This window comes from Chryseobacterium cucumeris (assembly GCF_016775705.1).
GTDB classification, from domain to species: Bacteria; Bacteroidota; Bacteroidia; order Flavobacteriales; family Weeksellaceae; genus Chryseobacterium; species Chryseobacterium cupriresistens.
Genome location: NZ_CP068760.1, coordinates 1,647,272 through 1,666,756, shown reverse-complemented (window position 1 = coordinate 1,666,756; position 19,485 = coordinate 1,647,272). Strand labels below are relative to the sequence as shown.

The following is a 19,485-nucleotide window of genomic DNA, read 5'->3' as shown; positions in this document are numbered from 1 at the left end:
TTTTATTCAACAACTAATACTAAAATAATAATTATGAACCGATTTTATTTCAATAAAAGCAATAGAGCAGCACTGTTTTTTGCAATGACTCTATTGCCTTGCGGCATAGCATATTCACAGGTTAAGAAAGATACAGTAGCTAAAGAAAATAAAATAGATGAAGTTGTTGTGATAGGATATGGAACCCAGAGAAAAGAGGCTGTAACAGGTTCTGTAGCCACTGTAAAAGGAGATGCCCTGCGTGAAGTACCTTCTGCCAACATTACCCAGGCATTACAGGGAAGAACGGCAGGGGTAGATATCTCGCAAACCTCCACTAAACCGGGTGCTGCCATGCAGATCCGTATCAGGGGAACACGATCTCTGACAGGAGATAATAACCCATTGATTGTATTGGATGGTATTCCTTTCGTAGGATCACTGGGAGACATCAGCTCAAGTGATATCAAAAGTATTGACATCCTGAAAGATGCTTCTGCTACAGCCATCTACGGGTCAAGAGGAGCAAACGGTGTTATTCTCGTTACAACCAACAGAGGAGCAAAAGGGCAGAGGCCTAAATTTACCTATAACACCTTTACAGGAGTTCAGACCTTGTTTTCAAAATATCCGATGATGGATGGTCCTAAGTTTGCAAAACTGCGTGCTTATGCCATTCCTGCGGGAAATAAAACGCCATTGTATTCCAACGGGGCTGATGAAAATAACAGCGTCAATACTGACTGGCAAAGCCTGTTTTATAAGCCGGCGATGATGACCAGTCACGATGTAGGGGTTTCAGGAGGAACAGAAGGTGGAAATTATAATGTAGGATTATCCTATTTTAAACAAAATGCATTAATTCCTATTCAGAGTTACGAAAGATTTGCCCTGAGAATGGCGATTGACCAGCAGGTAGGATCTGTCTTTAAGTTTGGTTTTACAACCAATACAAACTATTCTGTCTCTGAAGGAAACGGAGTAAATCCGGGAGCGGTTCTGGGATATTCTCCGATTGCCAATCCTTACAATGCGGACGGAAGCCCGAAAAGAGTAATGAGCACCGCAGGCGGTATCGATCAGACATGGATTTATACCAGAAGAAGCCTGGAGAGCCTGGCAGAGAAATATATTGATGAAACCAAATCTTTTGCATCCTATAACAACCTTTACGGAGAAGTCAGCCTTCCAGTCAAAGGATTGAAATACAGGTTAAATGTAGGGTTGGATTTCCGTACTTCAAACAGTGGAAACTATAGTGGTGTAGGAGTTTTCAATACAAATCCTCTGGGACCGTCAGCGGCAGGAAAAGGGAATAACCAGACTTATCACTGGGTATTGGAAAACCTCCTGACGTACGACCGTACATTCGGAAAACATAAGATCAACGCTGTAGCATTATACTCTGCAGAACAGAACAAGTATACAAGTTCATACATGAGTGCAAAAAATGTCCCTGCAGACTTTTTTCAGTATTATAACCTGGGACAGTCTCCTCAGGCAGATATTACAGTAAGACCTGAAGACCAGGCGTACTGGAAAACAGGCCTGCTTTCAGCGATGGGAAGAATCATGTATACGTATGATAACAGGTACATGCTTACAGCCACACTCCGTGCCGACGGATCTTCCAGACTGGCACCGGGTAACAAATGGCATACCTATCCCGCATTATCACTAGGATGGAATGTTACCAACGAATCCTTCATGGAGAATATCAAAGCGATTAATCTTCTGAAATTCAGAGCAGGATGGGGGCAGACTTCCAATCAGGCAGTAGATCCATACACTACGATGGGAAGATTTAACGTGGCTCCTTATAACTACGGAAGCGCAGGAAGTGCAGGAATCTATGGAAATCAGCCGCCTAATCCAAACCTTGGATGGGAATATTCAAAAACACAAAACTACGGGGTAGACTTCGGGATCCTGAACAACCGCCTTACGGGAAGTGTGGAATATTACAAAACCCATACATTTGACCTGCTGACACAAAAAAGTCTTCCGGCAACAAGCGGTTGGTCATCCATCGTTTCCAATGTAGCCGAAACGGAAAATAAAGGGGTGGAAATTTCCTTGAACGGAGTTATTTTTGATAACCCGGATGGGTTTACATGGGAAGCCGGAGTTAATTTTTACACCAATAAAAACAAAATTTTATCTCTTGCATCCGGAACACAACGGGACATCAATAACTCATGGTTTGTAGGGCATAATATCAATTCATTGTATGATTATCAGTACATCGGTCTTTGGCAGGCTGGCGACCCGTATCAGAGCATTCTGGAGCCGGGAACTGCTGCGGATGTTATAGGATCTATCAAGGTTCTTTACACCGGAGGCTATAATGCTGACGGAACTCCGGTAAGAGCAATAGGACCGGATGACAGACAGATTTTTGATACCGCTCCGAAATTCCAGGGAGGATTTAATATGCGCTTTGCCTACAAGAACTTTGAACTGAGCACAGTAGGAGCTTTCCAGCACGGAGGAATCCTTGTGAGTACGATTTACGGATCTGCAAGTTATCTTAACAGATTAACGGGTAGAGGGAATAACGTGGATGTGGATTACTGGACAGAAGATAATACCGGTGCTTATTTTCCGCGTCCGGGACGTCATTTGAGCGGCGATAATCCGAAGTATTCTTCTACTTTAGCAATGTTTGATGCTTCTTACCTTAAGCTTCGTACCATTACATTAGGCTATAATGTCAATAAAGATTTTTTAAAGGATCTGAAAATTACCAGCTTAAGAATTTACTTTACGGTAACCAATCCTGTTGTACTATTCTCACCTTATCATAAGTTCTCAGGAATGGATCCGGAACCAAACTCTTTCGGAAATGAAAACCAGGCAGTAAGCGGATATCCAAACCGCCAGCTTGTCATAGGAACGAACAACCCTTCCACAAGAAATTACTTAATGGGACTTAACTTAACCTTTTAAAACTGTACTGTCATGATAAATTTTAACAAAAAACTGCTATTAGGAGCAATCTTTTTATCCTTAACATTTACAGGTTGTAGTGAAATTCTTGATGAGCAGCCAAGAGCAATCTATACAGCTGACTATTTTAATACACCGGATGGAGTTAATCAGGGATTTACGGCTTTATACAGACAGATGAGATTACTGTATGGCAATGGCTACTTTATGAGCAATTGTCAGAACGGAACTGACGAATCTACCTGGGCACAAAGTGCGGATGGAAACTTCAAAGAATTGGATATGTCCGGAAACGGTATTATCAATTCCAATACTTTTCCTACAAGTATGGTCTGGAACTCCGTATTTCCGTATATCAATACTGCCAACGGAATCATTGAAAAAGGACCTGGATTCGGAATTGCAGAATCTATGATCTCTGAAGCCCGTTTCTTCCGCGGATTTTACTACTTCATGCTCGTACAGACCTATGGAGGAGTTCCTCTGGATTTAGGTGCAGGAGAATTGAAATATAACACTTTACCTTCCACCTCTTCCGTAAGAAATAACGTACCGGAAGTATATACAAAAACTGTTTTTGCTGACCTTAAAAAAGCAATAGAAAATTTACCTGCATCACCAAGGGTAACGGGAGGTGTAACCAAAAATGTTGCAAGACTGATGCTTGCCAAAGCTTACCTTACTTATGGATGGTGGCTGCAGAATCCCAACAGCATTCCAACTTATCCTGAAGTGACAAGAACTGATCCTGACGGGCACAATGCCCAGTGGTATTTTCAGCAGGCTTATGATATCGCCATGGAAGGAATCAACAATCCCGGACCTTATGCGCTTCAGCCTACCTTCTATGATGTGAATGTAGGTTCCAATGACAGAAATACCGAATCTATGCTGTATGCAGACCATACACAGTCAAGTACATACTACAACGAAAGTGATCCTGTAGGATTTGGATCAGGCTGGGCACCGGACAATTTTGCAGCATGGATGCAGACCTGGAACTATACTGCCATCAAAAGCAGTAAAACCACAGCTTGGGAAGGAGCGGACGTTGTAAGCGCCGTACAGAGAGAAGCAGCACAGCCATTGGGACGTCCATGGGTGCGTATGTGTCCTACCTTAGGTGTTATCAAAAATACTTTTGCAGATAAAACCAACGATTCCCGTTATGATGGAACTTTTGTAACCACCTACAGAGGAAACTGGAACAAGAATGGAACAGGCCTTACAACGGTTCCTGTACTTTATAATGCCAATAATTTACCTGTACAGCCGGGAGGAGCAATCTTAAGCTTCCTGAATGATGACAGCCAGACGCCTTCTTATCCTACAGGATCCGGACAAAGCGGTGTAGGAGCAGGAACCCTTCCGGGAAGAGCAGACTGGGTGATCGCACCGAACGGAATCAGTAGAATTGTATATCCGGGTCTTTGGAAAATAGGAACTTACCGTACCGATGATCCAAATGGTTTAGGATATCCGAATGCAGGATTAACCCGTCCTTTCAGTGTTGCCAAATTTTCAGAATTCTATTTTATTGCTGCAGAAGCAGCTGTAAAAGGAGCTTCAGGAGCTATGACAGCCAGAGATCTTATCAACGTCATCCGTGCCCGTGCCGGAAAATGGAAGTTCAATAATGCACAGAATACCGCTTATGTAGCGGATAACAGTGCAGCGATGACGGCTGCTACGCCATCTGTAATTACCATTGATTATATCCTTGCAGAAAGATCCCGTGAATATTACGGAGAATTCTACAGATGGTATGATCTGGTACGTACACAGAAGTGGGGAGATTATGCGGCAAGTTATCAGATTGGAGGAGCTTCTTATGGAGATCATGATCCACAGACGGTGACAAGAACAATAAAACCTTTTCATTATCTGAGACCGATTCCTCAGAATCAGATTGATGCGATGGAAGTATCAGCAGATATTAAAGCAAAATATCAGAATCCGGGATACAATTAATTTCATTCTACATTCATATCAGTAACAGAGTAGGTGTGAAAAGCACCTGCTTTGTTTATCTGAATTAAATTTTAAAACTATGGAAAAAACCTGGCGTTGGTTTGGCAAAAAAGACAAAATAGCACTCAGCACACTTCGTCAAATAGGAGTAGAAGGAATTGTTTCTGCCCTGCACGATATCCCAAACGGAGAAATCTGGAATTCAGAGGCCATCAATGATTATAAAAACTATATAGAAAGCCACGGACTTCGCTGGTCTGTTGTGGAAAGTCTTCCCGTGAGCGAAGCCATCAAATACGGAGGTGAAGACCGTGACTCTTTAATAGAAAATTATATCATAAGCCTTGAAAATCTTGGTAAAGCAGGTGTTACAACAGTTTGCTACAACTTCATGCCCGTTCTCGACTGGGCAAGAACCGACCTCTTTCACGAATGGGAAGATGGGTCATCCTCACTTTATTTTGACAAAGCCAAGTTTGCGTACTTCGAAATTCATATCCTTAAAAGAGAAGGAGCAGAACACGATTATGACCCTGAAATCCTTCAAAAAGTAGAAGAATTAAAAAATACATTAACAGAAAAAGATAATCATGACCTGATAGACTCAGTCATTGTAAAAACACAGGGATTCGTGAATGGAAATATCAAAGAAGGCGAATTGAATCCTGTAGAAAAGTTCAACAGTCTGCTGGCTTTGTACGATGGTATAGATAAGCATCAGCTTCGTCAGAACATGAAATATTTCCTTGAAAAAATAATGCCTGTATGCGAAAAATGGAATATCCAGATGTGTGTACATCCTGATGATCCGCCTTTTTCATTACTGGGCTTACCCAGAATAGTAACCAATGAAGAAGATATCGACTGGCTTCTGAAAGCTGTTGATAATCCTCACAACGGATTAACATTCTGTGCCGGATCTTTAAGCGCCAACCTTCAGAATGATGTTCCAAAGCTTGCGCAAAAATTTGCTCACCGTACCAAATTCGTTCACCTGAGAAGTACAAATGTCTTTGAAAACGGTGATTTTATCGAGGCTCATCATCTGGGAGGAAGAGGAAAGCTCATTGAAGTAATCCGTGTATTCGAAAAAGAAAATCCTGATCTTCCGATGAGAATTGACCATGGAAGACTTTTAACGGAAGATATTGACAAAGGATATAATCCCGGCTATTCATTTTTAGGAAGAATGCTGGCATTGGGCCAGATCGAAGGAGTAATGGCTGCAGTACAGTCGGAATTACAAAAAAATTAATCTGCGTTTGTAATAAATAATAAAAAGTAAAATGAAAGACCTGTTTAGTATTGAAAACAAAGTAGCAGTCATCACAGGGGCTTCGGGCGTTTTGGGAGGCAGCCTTGCCAAAAGTTTTATAGAGGCCGGAGCAAAAGTTGTTGCACTGGGAAGAAACCAGGAAACATTGGATGCCCGGGTAAAAGAACTGACAGATTTGGGTGGGGATACACTTGCTGTAGAAGCCAATGTGATGGATATTGAAAGCCTTGAAGCCGCTTCAGTGAAAATAAAGGAAAAGTATGGACGTATTGATATTCTGCTCAATATAGCGGGTGGAAATATTCCGGCAGCCACCTTATCTCCCGAACAGTCATTTTTTGATATGGATATGAAAGGATGGGCAGAGGTTACCGATCTGAATATCAACGGAACCGTTTACCCCAGCTATGTTTTCGGAAAAGTAATGGCTGAGCAGGGGAGCGGAAACATTATTAATATTTCTTCCATGGCTGCGTATTCAGCAATTACAAGAGTGGCCGGATATTCTGCCGCCAAATCAGCAATTACCAATTTTACGCAATGGCTGGCTTCTGACCTGGCATTGAAATTTGGAGATAAAATACGCGTTAATGCCGTGGCTCCCGGATTTTTCATTGGAGATCAGAACCGCGCAATCCTTCTGAATCCGGATGGAAGCTTAACGGAAAGAAGTAAAAAAGTAATGGCGAAAACACCCATGCAGAGATTTGGAGAAGTAGAAGAACTGAGCGGGGTTGTACAGTTTCTGTGTTCCGGTGCAGCAAGTTTTATCACAGGAGCACTGATTCCTGTTGATGGAGGTTTCAGCGCATTCAGCGGAGTATAAAAAGCTAATTTCTTCATATCATCAAACAGAACCTTAGTGGTTTCATTAAGGGTTCTGTTTTTAAATGTAGACACCTAAGTGTTGTGAAAATCATTGATTTTCATCTTATGTGAACTTTTCTGCATAATCATAATTGAAGTGTTCTAAAAACAAAGCTTTTGTGACTTTGTGGTTTTGCAGAGTGTAAACAAGTTAATTAAAATCCAGGATTGTAAAAATAAATAATGAGTAATTCCATTAAAAATAAAAACGTTTTCGGAGAATTGTTTCTGCTTGAATCAGCAAAGGCAGAGAATCTGTATTTCGGATATGCCAAAGACATGCCGGTGATCGATTATCACAATCACCTGGAACCGGATGTTATTTCTGCTAATCAGAATTTCCGTTCTCCAAACGCTATCTGGCTGGATGGTGATCATTACAAATGGAGAGCCATGAGAAATTTTGGCATTGATGAACAGTATATTTCCGGAAATGCTTCAGATTATGAAAAATTCATGAAATGGGCCGAAGTGGTGCCTTATACTCTTCGCAATCCCTTGTTTCACTGGACTCATCTGGAACTCAAAAATCCTTTTGGAATCAGCGAGTATTTATCACCCAAAAATGCAGATACGGTGTATCATCAGATGAATGAAAGTCTGCAGACACCTGGTTTTTTACCACAATCCATTATTGAAAATTTTAAAGTAGAAGCCTTATGTACTACAGATGATCCTGCTGATGATCTGGTTCATCATAAAGCATTAAAAAACAGTGGATTTAAAACAGCTGTTCTTCCGGCTTTCCGCCCTGATGCCTATATCAATATAATCAATCCCGAACAGTATATTTCAGGAATTAAAAAGCTTGAAAAAGTCTGTGGGTTTTCAATCACATCAGCTTCTGATCTGTTGAATGCACTTCAGGGCAGAATCAATTATTTTGTGGAAGCAGGGGCAAAAGTTGCTGATCACGGCTTTGAATATTTTCCGGATACCACAAAGTGGAATCAAAACCTTGAAAAAGAGTTTTCCGAATTCCTGAAAGGGAATATTTCGACATTTTCCGATCCCGATGCATTATGCGGCTATATGCTGAAAGAGCTTTGCAAAATGTACGCAGAAAAAGGCTGGGTACAGCAGTTTCATGTAGGGGCAACCCGAAACAACAATTCAGAAATGTTCAAAAAAATGGGTGCCAATGCAGGATACGATGCCATTGGAGAACCCTATTATGCACAGCGGTTGAGCGTTTTGCTGGATGCATTGAATTCAGAAGGAAAACTGGCCAAAACCATCATATACAATCTGAATCCGGCATGTAATGAAGTTCTGGCAGCACTTGCCGGAAATTTCAATGAAGGAGGCATTAAATCCAAAGTACAGTTTGGAGCAGCCTGGTGGTTTCTCGATCAGCTCGACGGGATGACGAAACAGATGAATACACTTTCCAATATCGGTCTGATCAGCACTTTTGTCGGCATGCTGACCGATTCCCGAAGCCTGCTGTCATTCTCAAGACATGATTATTTCAGAAGGCTTTTGTGCAATCTGTTCGGAAGTGAAATGGAAAGAGGTCTTCTTCCCGATGATGAAAAATGGGTAGGAAAGATCATTCAGGATATCTGTTATCATAATACAAAAAACTATTTTGAAATCTAATACCATGCAGAATTCAGCTAAAATACTATGTTTCGGGGAACTGCTTCTCCACTTTGCCCCGGATTCCGAAGGAAACTGGTTGAATGAGCAGTCTCTGAAGATGTATGTTGGCGGCGCTGAATATAATGTGGCAGCAGCACTTTCCCAGTGGAAGAATCCTGTGAAATTATTATCAGCTTTACCGGAAAATTTCGTAGGAAACCAGCTGGAATCCCAGCTTAACAATAAAGGAATAGAAGTCCTTGCAGAAAAAACTCAAGGGAGAATAGGAACATTTTACCTTTCTTCTGATGGAGATATGCAGAACGCTTCAGTAGTGTACGACCGCTTTCCGTCTGTTTTTACCCAATCGGATTTTGAAACTTTCAGTGATGATGAACTATTTTCAGAGGTAAAATGGCTGCATATCAGTACCATCACACCGGCATTGAGTGACAACGCATTCCGCAAATGTCTGCAAATCATGAAAGAAGCCAGAGCAAGAAATATTACGGTTTCCCTCGACCTGAATTACAGGGCGTTGCTTTGGCAAAATCAGAACCCTCACAAAATTAAAGAGCTGATGCCTTTTGTGAATGTTCTCATGGGAAATATCTGGGCTGTCGGGCAGTTCCTGGATATTCAGGTTGAATATGAACTTAACGGAAAATTTGATGATGAAAATCTTCTGAAACAGGCCGAAAAAACAGCATTGGAAATCAGAAGACAATTCCCGGAGGTGGAAAAAGTTGCGAATACCTTCCGCTTTACAAACGGAGAACAGGTGAATTACTTTGCCACCTTATTTGCTGATGGACAGCTTTTGATTTCAGAAAAATATAATTCAGATAAAATCGATGAAAGGGTAGGAAGCGGTGATTCTTTTATGGCCGCCTTGATTCATGGAATTTTAAAAGGAAATTCTGATGAGCAGATCCTTGAGGATGCGACAAAAGTTGCTTTTAAAAAACTTTTTGTAAAGGGAGATACCATTGATGAAAGCATTAATATCGAAACATTATGAGTGAAATACTACAAAAAATAAAAGACCAGAAAATAGTTCCGTTATTCTATAACGAATCGTTTGAGGTCTCAAAAATTATCGTAAAAGCTTTATACGAAGCAGGAATCCGTGTGATAGAATATACCAACCGCGGCCATCAGGCATTGGAAAATTTCACTAAGCTGAAAGAAATTTCCCATACAGAATTTCCTGGTCTTCTGTTAGGAATCGGAACGGTGAAAAACATAAAAGAAATGGATGATTATGCTCATGCAAAAGCAGATTTTATCATTACACCAGTGATCAGTGAAGCATTGGTAAAACATGCCTTTGAAAAAAATATACTTCTGATTCCGGGCTGTTTTACCCCTTCCGATATCAATATTGCCTATCAGAAGGGTTTAAAACTGGTTAAAATATTCCCGGCTGATTCTTTAGGGAAGAACTACATCAAATCGGTACAGCCTGTTTTTCCGGGAATGAATTTCATGCCCACCGGAGGAATCCATGCTGAAACTGAAGATATCAGTGAATGGCTCAATGGAGGTGCCATAGCAGCAGGGCTGGGAAGCTCTCTCATCGGAAAAGATAATAATGAAGATGAACTGACTCTGAAAACAAAAAAATTATTACAACAACTTAATCAATAACTCAATGCAGGCTCCTCAAAACCGCAATATAAGATGGTGGATGCTGTCTCTTGTCTTCCTCGCCACTACGATCAATTATCTTGACCGTCAGGTAATGGGTTTGCTGAAACCTGTGCTGGAAAAAGAATTCAGCTGGGATGAAAAAGATTACAGTTATATCGTCATGGCCTTTACCACGACTTATGCCATCGGGTATATGGCCATGGGAAGGTTTATAGACAGGGTAGGAACCAAAATCGGGTATGCGGTTTCCCTTATTGTATGGAGTCTTGCCTCAATAGGACATGGTTTTGTAAAAAGTACCATCGGGTTTATCATTGCGAGAAGTACCTTAGGTATTAGTGAAGCAGGAAATTTCCCTGCTGCCATCAAATCAGTGGCTGAATGGTTTCCCAAAAAAGAAAGAGCACTGGCTACGGGAATTTTTAACTCAGGAGCGACGGTGGGAGCTATTTTGGCGCCGCTATTGGTTCCGTTCATTCTTGGGCATTACGGCTGGAGACAGACCTTTGTATGGATTGGTGCTTTGGGCATGGTTTGGATTATTCTTTGGTGGAAATTTTATACCATACCGGAAAAAGCCAAAAATATCAGCAAGGAAGAATTGCAGTACATAAAAAGCGATCAGGCTGAAAAAGCAGAGGAAAAAACCAAAATTCCTTTATCGGAATTACTGAAATATAAAGTAACATGGTCATTTGCCATCGGTAAAATGTTAACCGATCCTATCTGGTATTTCTTCATGTTCTGGCTTCCGGCGTATTTCTCGGATGTATTCAAAATGGATTTAACAAAACCATCCCTTCCATTGATTATTATTTACAGCGGAACTACCATCGGAAGTATTGGCGGAGGTTATCTCTCATCATTTCTGATCAAAAAAGGCTGGGCCATTGGAAGGGCCAGAAGTATTACAATGTTATTATTTGCATTAATGGTGGTTCCGGTCATGTTCTCAAAATATGTAGATAATATGTGGATGATCACGATCATCATTGCCTTGGCAACAGCTGCGCATCAAGGATGGGGAGCCAATCTTATGACTACGGTCGGAGATCAGTTGCCTAATAATTATGTCAGTTCTGTCATTGGTTTTGGCGGAATGCTGGGCTCAGCGGCAGGAATTATTTTTCCGCTTTTTATTGGAATTGTTCTCGACGCTTTTAAAAAATCAGGAAACATCAACGGGGGCTACAACATTATATTTTTCATAGCCGGAATATCCTATGTTACAGCCTGGGGATTGATTAAAATAATCAACCGCAAGAAAACCTTATAAAAACTATTAAATAATGATCTGTAATCGATTATAATAATAAAATATGATACGCATTGCTGAGTGTAACGCCCTTGTGAACCTTATTAAGGATGTAGTTAAAAAATTTGCGGACTTAGCGTTAAAAAGAACAACACCTATTCAAAAATATACATTTTAAAAACTATAAAAAAAGAATAACAATGAAACAGAATATAATGAATTTAGCTTTCTTCAGAAATAAAACGAATATCCTTGCAGCAGCTGCTTTGCTATCGGTGACTTCGATTTCTGCCCAGACATTCTCAGACTTTAATTACCGTGGAAACGATAAAATATATAATGACAACCCTCTTAAACCGGACGAATTTTATTCTCCGATTTTACAGGGCTGTTATCCCGATCCAAGCATTACAAAAAAAGGCGACGATTATTATCTGGTAAACTCTTCTTTCTCAATGTTTCCGGGCGTTCCGATTTTTACGTCTAAAGATCTGGTAAACTGGAAGCAGGTAGGGCACGTTTTAGACAGACCTTCCCAGCTTAAAGTTGAAAATTCGGGCGTTTCGCATGGAATTTATGCACCGGATATCAAATACAATAAGCACAACGATACTTTTTATATGATTACTACCCAGTTTGCAGGTGGTATCGGAAATATGGTCGTAAAAACCAAAGATCCGTCAAAAGGATGGAGCGAAGTCCAAAAGCTAAACTTTGACGGTATTGATCCCTCTGTTTTCTTTGATGATGATGGAAAAGCATATATCGTTCACAATGATGCTCCGCCGAAAGGTACTGAGCAGTACAACGGCCACCGTGTTATTAAGATTTGGGACTATGATCTCGAAAAAGACCAGGTAGTTGCGGGCTCGGATAAGATTATTGTAAACGGAGGCGTGGATCTTTCCCAAAAACCGATCTGGATTGAAGGTCCCCATATTTACAAAAAGAACGGTAAATACTACCTGATGTGTGCAGAAGGCGGAACCGGAGGCAACCATAGCGAAGTGATTTTTATGGCAGATTCTCCGAAAGGACCGTTTGTTCCCGCTAAAAATAATCCAATTCTTACGCAAAGATATTTTCCGAGAGACAGAAAGGAAAAAGTGGATTGGGCAGGTCATGCAGATTTAGTGGAAGGTCCGAACGGACAATGGTATGGCGTATTTTTAGCAATTCGTCCGAATGTCAGCAACCGTGTTAACAAAGGCCGTGAAACGTTCATTCTTCCTGTAGACTGGAGCGGAACGTATCCTGTTTTCCAAAATGGCCTGGTTCCGATGAAACCAAAATTGAAAATGCCACAAGGTGTTCAGAATCAAACCGGACAAACCGGATTTTTCCCGAACGGCAACTTTACATACAACGATAAACTAACCGATAAAAACCTCGATTTCCGTTGGATTGCCATGCGTGGTCCTCGTGAAAACTTCATTACTGCAACAAAAAATGGTGTAAAAGTAAACCCTTTTGCAACCAATATCAAAGCATTGGCCCCGGTTTCGGCATTATTCCACAGATTACAACACGAAGATTTTGAAACCTCTGTAACCTTGGATTTTAAGCCTAAATCAGGAAAAGAGCTGGCAGGAATTACCTGTTATCAAAGTGAAACATTCAATTATGTTTTCGGAATCACAAAAAAAGATAAAGATTTCTACATCGTATTGGAAAGAACAGAAAAAGGGCAATCAAAGCTGATCGCCAGCGAGAAGATTTCATTATCCAAACCGGTTAAACTGCAGGTTGTTGCCGATAAAGATGAACATAGCTTTAATTATTCACTGGATGGCACGAATTATAAAAATTTGGGAGGACCGGTTTCAGGAGATATTCTTTCTACTGATATAGCGGGAGGCTTTACAGGAAGCCTTATCGGGCTTTACAGTACATCTTCCAATGATATTGTACCGAATTAAGTTAGTATTAGCAATGTCACACTGAGCTTGTCGAAGTGTTCCTTTTAAGATTGTAAAGAATTAAATCGAACCAAAATATCAAAACCTTGAAAATCAAAAAATCTTATATAGTTTCTTTATTGGGATTTATCGGGCTGAATCTTCTTTCAGCCCAGGTAAATCCTTCCGGAAAACAGAGTACCGCATTTACCAATCCCATCATCTGGGCAGATGCACCGGATTTATCCATTACCAGAAACGGAAATGATTTTTACCTGATCAGTACCACCATGCATCTGATGCCGGGAGCTCCGGTAATGCATTCCAGGGATTTGGTACATTGGGAAATGTCTGGTTATGTTTTCGATACTTTGAATGACAACTCGAAATATGATTTATTGAACGGAACCGTTTACGGCAGGGGTCAATGGGCTTCTTCAATCCGTTATCATAAAGGAAAATATTACGTTTTATTCTCTCCGAATGATGAACCTTTCAAATCTTATTTCTATGTAACTGATCATCCTGAAAAGGGAAAATGGAAACTCATCACCAGAACACGGCATTTTCATGATGCGTCTTTATTTTTTGATGATGACAGGATATACGTTTTTACTTCCAACAAAGTTTTTGAACTGAGTCCCGATTTCAAAGAGGTTATCGGAAATCCGGATGGAACTGAGGTATTTCAGAAAGATGCTTCGGAAACCGGACTTCTTGAAGGAAACCAGATCATCAAAAGAAACGGGAAATATTATATGATGATGATATCCTGGCCCAAAAACGGAAAACGCCGCCAGGTCGTCTACAGAGCAGATAAAGTGACAGGACCTTACGAGAAAAAAGTAATTCTGGAAGATAATTTTTTAGGATTTTCCTATGCAGGTCAGGGTGCTTTGATAGATGATAAAAACGGAAACTGGTATTCCCTTATTTTCCAGGACAGAAACGGAGTGGGACGCGTTCCGCTGCTTCTGCCTGTACAATGGGAAAATGACTGGCCGGTATTGGGGGATAACGGAAAAGTTACTTTGAAAGGAGAAGTTCCGCTTCCGCCGTTCAAACCCAAAAATCATCTGGTGGAAAGCGATGAATTCTCTGATAAAACAATGAAAATCCAGTGGCAATGGAATCATAATCCGGTGAATGAAGCGTGGTCTTTATCTGATAGAAAAGGCTTTCTGACACTGAAAACCAGCAGAGTAGTAGACAATCTGTACGCAGCTCCCAACACTTTGACCCAGAGAATGGAAGGTCCGACTTCTTCAGCGGTTGTCGCCATTGACCTTAAAGGAATGAAAGATGGAGATATAGCTGGTTTCAGTGCCTTCAACGGGGATTCCGGGATCTTGTCAGTAGTGAAGGAAGCTGGAGAAAAATTCATTGTTTTTTCAACCAACGAAGTGAGCCTGGACAATAAAACAAAAGCCATTACTGGAGTTAAAAAAGAAGAAAAAAAACGGATTCCTCTCAATTCAGATAAGGTTTTTCTCCGTATTGATGCTGATTTTAACCTCGGGAAAGATCTTGCAGACTTTTATTACAGTACTGATCAGAAGAACTGGACGGAAATGGCAAAAGATTACAAAATGATCTTTGATTACCGTAGATTTTTTATGGGATCAAAATTCGCAGTTTTCAATTATGCCACTAAAAATACCGGAGGCTTCGTAGATGTTGATTTTTTTAGGATCAATGAAACTGGAAAATAATAAGCAGAAGCACAGAAAATGTGTGATAAATAAGCAAAGAAATAGTACGCTATTATTTTTTTAACTGAAATAATAAGTGTTAAAACTACAAATAAAAATCATGAATAAGTCAGTTGTATTAGCATTAGGTTTCATGCTGTCAGGAGTTTTTATTTCTGCACAGGTTTTTGATAAAAAAGTACCACAGGATTTCGATACAGAAAAAAAGGAAATTCCACACGGAAAAATTGATACTATACAGTATTCTTCGGCAACGGTTGGAACTACACGTAAAGCTTTGGTATATACGCCTCCCGGATATAAAAAAGGTGCTCAATATCCCGTTCTATATCTGCTACACGGTATTGGAGGAGATGAAAAAGAGTGGTTTAAAAATGGAACTCCGCAAATTATTTTAGATAATCTCTATGCCAAAGGAAAACTTTCTCCCATGATCGTTGTACTTCCCAACGGCCGGGCGATGAAGGATGACAGGGCAACCGGAGACATCATGGCAAAGGATAAAGTAGAAGCTTTTGCAACCTTTGAAAAAGACCTGCTGAATGATCTGATTCCCTTTGTAGAAAAAAAATATCCGGTTAAAAAAAACAGAATTGACAGAGCGATTGCCGGACTTTCCATGGGTGGCGGACAGACCCTGAATTTCGGACTGGGAAATATCGATAAGTTCGCATGGGTGGGAGCCTTTTCCGCAGCTCCAAATACAAAAGAACCTCAAGTTCTTCTCCCGGATCCATCCAAAGCTAAAGATTTACAACTTCTCTGGATCTCATGCGGAGACCAGGACAGGCTAATGCCTTTCAGTAAAAGAACGAGTGACTATCTTACAGACAATAAAATTCCCCATATTTTTTATATAGAACCGGGCGGTCACGATTTCAAAGTGTGGAAAAATGATTTGTATCTGTTCTCGCAACTGCTTTTCAAACCTGTCAATCAGGACGAGGTCAATCGTATTCTGAAGTCACAATAAATATAGGATTAAAGTTTTAAATCCAAATTTCTATGAATATCCGTACAATACATATAAGTTTCATTTCGCTGATAGGTTTATTTTCAATGGGAACTGCGCAGAACCCTATTATTCAGACCAATTACACTGCAGATCCGGCACCAATGGTCTACAATGACAGGCTGTATGTGTATACCACTCACGATGAAGATGATTCTACCTGGTTTACCATGAACGACTGGAAAGTGTATTCCACCAACGATATGGTGAACTGGACTGATCACGGAACAATTCTCTCGTATAAAGATTTCGACTGGGCAAAACGCGATGCCTGGGCCGCACAATGTTTAGAAAGAAACGGAAAGTTTTTTTTATACGTTCCGATGTGGTCCAAAACCAATAATAAAGGCGCTATAGGGGTTGCTGTTGGCGACAGTCCGTTGGGGCCTTTTCATGATCCGCTGGGAAAACCTCTTGTTCAGAGCGAATGGGGAGATATTGATCCCACCGTTTTTGTGGATGATGACGGACAGGCTCATATGTATTGGGGAAATCCTAAATTAAAATACGTAAAGCTGAATGAAGATATGATCTCCTATTCCGGAAATATTACAGAAGTTCCGATGACCGAAGAATCATTTGGAAAAAGGGACGGAATGCCTAACCCGGAAAGACCCACAAAATACGAGGAAGGGCCGTGGCTGTACAAAAGGAAAAACCTGTATTATCTTTTCTGGCCGGGAGGTCCGCTTCCTGAATTCATAGGATATTCTACAGGTAAAACAGCACAGGGACCCTGGAAATATGGAGGAATTGTAATGCCTACTGAGGGGAAGTCATTCACCAATCATCCCGGTGTTATTGATTTCCGGGGGAAAACCTATTTCTTTTATCACAATGGCGCATTGCCGGGCGGAAGCGGGTTTACAAGATCAGTAAGTCTGGAAGAGCTTACCTTCAATAAAGACGGATCCATTTCGCCATTTAAAATGACCAACGGAATTACAAGAGCTATCGCAACAGTTAATCCTTATTCATTCAATCAGGCAGAAATGATTGCCTGGTCGGAAAATGTAAAATCATATCAGAATAAAGAGGCTGGTGTTTTCATCAAAGCAAAGAAAAATGGGGCTTATACCAGTGTAAAGAATGTTGATTTCCGGAAAAATGGAGCTGGTTCTTTCTCTGCAAGAGTAGGAACTACCCATAACAGTGACGTCACAATGACTATTCATCTGGATGCTGTGAACGGACCAGTTGCTGCAACGGTAAAGGTTCCGCTGACGGGCGGTGATGACCGCTGGGAAACCGTAAAAGTTCAGTTGACTGAAAAAATTACCGGTATTCATGATCTGTATTTTGTATTCAATGGAAAAGCCTCAACAGATATTATGTATTTTGATTACTGGACCTTTCTTGAAAATAATTAATTATGAGAAAAAAAGTTTTATATATCGTATTCAGCCTGTTTCTGATCAGCAAAGGTTTTGCACAGGTAGCAGAAATTTCAAGTCCGGACGGGTATCTGAAGCTTCAGGTTTTTTCAGAAGAGGGAAAAGCATCGTATAATGTTATCCTTCAGGGAAAAGCAATGCTTGAAAAATCTCCGCTGGGCCTGGTAACCAACGAGTCCGACTTTTCAAAGAATCTGAAATTTTTGGACAGCAAAAAAGATATCATTTCTAAGAAATATACGAACGAAAAAATCAAAAAATCTGAGATTGATTATAAGGCCAATACTTTATTGGTTAACTTCAGCAATGCAGACCAACACCAGATAGGCATTGAATTTCAGGTGAGCAATAACAATATTGCTTTCCGGTACAATATTCTACCGATGAAAGAACGGCTGAGTGTTGTGGTACAGTCAGAAACCACAGGGTACAGATTTCCGTCACAGACCACTACTTTTCTTTCACCTATGATGAAGCCGATGACGGGATTTGCCCGTACAGCGCCAAGTTATGAAAGTGGTTATAAAGCTGATGCTGAGCTGGGAATGCCATCTGATTACGGATACGTTTTCCCGGGTCTTTTCCATATCGGAAATGAAGGCTGGGTATTACTTTCCGAGACTGGAGTGAACAGTTCGTATTGTGCTTCACACCTTGAAACCACAGCAGAAAAAAGCCTTTACAAAGTCGCTTATCCGAACATTGCTGAAAATAACGGCTTCGGAAGTACCGGAGCTGCTGTTTCTCTTCCCGGAAAAACACCGTGGAGAACAATTACAGTAGGCAGCTCCCTGAAACCCATCGTAGAAACTACCATTCCTTTTGATGTGGTAGATCCGATGTATGAGCCGTCACAGGAGTATCAGTTCGGAAAATCTACCTGGAGCTGGATTCTGTGGCAGGATAACAGTATGAATTATGATGATCAGGTGAAATTTATAGACCTTGCTGCTGCACTGAAATATCAGTTTATTCTTATGGATGCGCTTTGGGATAAAAACATAGGAAAAGACCGCATGAAAGAGCTTATTCAATATGCAAAATCTAAAAATGTCGGGGTATTACTCTGGTATAATTCCAACGGTGCTGCGAATGATGCACCCATGGGACCTAGAAATAAAATGAGCTCATCCATTGAACGGAAAAAGGAAATGAAATGGCTGAAAGAAGCAGGCGTAAAAGGACTGAAAGTGGATTTCTTCGGAGGAGACAAACAGGAAACCATGCGTCTGTACGAAGATATTCTTTCCGACGCCAATGATTTTGGATTAACCATTATTTTCCATGGAGCTACTTTACCGAGAGGCTGGGAAGTAATGTACCCGAATTATGCAGGAAGTGAGGCCGTTCTTGCCTCAGAAATGCTCTATTTCTCAGAAGATGTACGGAAACAGGAAGCTTTTTTTGCCACACTTCATCCTTTCATCAGAAATACAGTGGGAAGTATGGAGTTTGGCGGAACTTTCCTCAACAAATATTTAACGAAATCCAACAAGGATAAAAATAAAAGACATACTACGGACGGCTTTCAACTTGCTACAGCAGTCCTGTTTCAGAATCCCGTTCAGATGTTTGGCATCATGCCGAATAACCTGACCGATGCTCCGGAATTTCAGCTCAGCTTCATGAAAGAAGTTCCGACACTTTGGGATGAAACAGTTTTCATAGACGGCTATCCCGGGAAATATGCTGTACTTGCGAGAAGACATGCGGATCGATGGTATGTGGCAGGGGTAAATGCCGAAAAGCAATCCCAAAAACTGAAAATAAAACTTCCGATGTTCGCCGGGAAAAACTTGCAACTTATCAATGATGATGCAAAAGGAAATACATCAGAGAAAGAAGTGAAAGTAAATGCAAAAGGCGACTTTACAATTGAAATTCAGCCGAACGGAGGATTTGTAATAAGAAATTAGAGATTAATATAATAAAACA

The 19,485-nt window shown here is 40.7% G+C and carries 13 protein-coding genes; all 13 read left to right on the top strand.

From position 1 onward, the window contains the following. The first annotated feature begins 33 nt into the window (after positions 1-33). The 13 genes from JNG87_RS07395 to JNG87_RS07335 all read left to right on the top strand — a co-directional run bounded on the left by JNG87_RS07395 (position 34) and on the right by JNG87_RS07335 (position 19,466). Complete coding sequence (locus tag JNG87_RS07395; protein WP_202842954.1) at positions 34-2,928, top strand: SusC/RagA family TonB-linked outer membrane protein; 2,895 nt, start codon at positions 34-36, stop codon at positions 2,926-2,928. Between the two features lie 12 nt (positions 2,929-2,940). Next, positions 2,941-4,899 (top strand): RagB/SusD family nutrient uptake outer membrane protein, encoded by a 1,959-nt coding sequence (locus tag JNG87_RS07390; protein WP_202842949.1) that lies wholly within the window; start codon positions 2,941-2,943, stop codon positions 4,897-4,899. A gap of 79 nt (positions 4,900-4,978) precedes the next feature. Continuing rightward, positions 4,979-6,154 (top strand): mannonate dehydratase, encoded by a 1,176-nt coding sequence (uxuA, locus tag JNG87_RS07385; RefSeq protein WP_202842946.1) that lies wholly within the window; start codon positions 4,979-4,981, stop codon positions 6,152-6,154. A gap of 31 nt (positions 6,155-6,185) precedes the next feature. Beyond that, positions 6,186-7,001 (top strand): SDR family oxidoreductase, encoded by an 816-nt coding sequence (locus tag JNG87_RS07380; RefSeq protein ID WP_202842944.1) that lies wholly within the window; start codon positions 6,186-6,188, stop codon positions 6,999-7,001. Between the two features lie 224 nt (positions 7,002-7,225). Beyond that, a complete protein-coding gene (uxaC, locus tag JNG87_RS07375) occupies positions 7,226-8,644 on the top strand; it encodes a glucuronate isomerase (protein WP_202842941.1) in 1,419 nt (472 codons plus the stop codon). A gap of 4 nt (positions 8,645-8,648) precedes the next feature. Continuing rightward, positions 8,649-9,647, top strand: coding sequence for a sugar kinase (locus tag JNG87_RS07370; protein ID WP_202842935.1), 999 nt, complete (start codon positions 8,649-8,651; stop codon positions 9,645-9,647). Next, entirely contained in the window at positions 9,644-10,276 is a 633-nt protein-coding gene (locus JNG87_RS07365) for a bifunctional 4-hydroxy-2-oxoglutarate aldolase/2-dehydro-3-deoxy-phosphogluconate aldolase (protein ID WP_202842933.1), read from the top strand. Before JNG87_RS07370 ends, JNG87_RS07365 begins: the two co-directional genes overlap by 4 nt. A gap of 4 nt (positions 10,277-10,280) precedes the next feature. Continuing rightward, the gene (locus JNG87_RS07360; protein WP_202842931.1) at positions 10,281-11,555 is read left to right on the top strand and encodes an MFS transporter; all 1,275 of its coding nucleotides are present in this window, start codon (positions 10,281-10,283) and stop codon (positions 11,553-11,555) included. 179 nt (positions 11,556-11,734) lie between these two features. Then, a complete protein-coding gene (locus JNG87_RS07355; RefSeq protein WP_202842929.1) occupies positions 11,735-13,453 on the top strand; it encodes a glycoside hydrolase family 43 protein in 1,719 nt (572 codons plus the stop codon). Positions 13,454-13,539: 86 nt separating this feature from the next. Next, on the top strand, positions 13,540-15,144 hold the full coding sequence (locus JNG87_RS07350) for a glycoside hydrolase 43 family protein (protein WP_202842927.1): 1,605 nt from the start codon (positions 13,540-13,542) through the stop codon (positions 15,142-15,144). Between the two features lie 100 nt (positions 15,145-15,244). After that, positions 15,245-16,117, top strand: coding sequence for an alpha/beta hydrolase (locus JNG87_RS07345; RefSeq protein WP_202842925.1), 873 nt, complete (start codon positions 15,245-15,247; stop codon positions 16,115-16,117). Positions 16,118-16,149: 32 nt separating this feature from the next. Further along, complete coding sequence (locus JNG87_RS07340; protein WP_202842924.1) at positions 16,150-17,526, top strand: glycoside hydrolase family 43 protein; 1,377 nt, start codon at positions 16,150-16,152, stop codon at positions 17,524-17,526. Between the two features lie 2 nt (positions 17,527-17,528). Continuing rightward, positions 17,529-19,466 carry a glycoside hydrolase family 97 protein gene (locus JNG87_RS07335; RefSeq protein WP_202842917.1) on the top strand — a complete coding sequence of 646 codons (1,938 nt, stop codon included), beginning with the start codon at positions 17,529-17,531 and terminating at the stop codon, positions 19,464-19,466. The last annotated feature ends 19 nt before the right edge of the window (positions 19,467-19,485 follow it).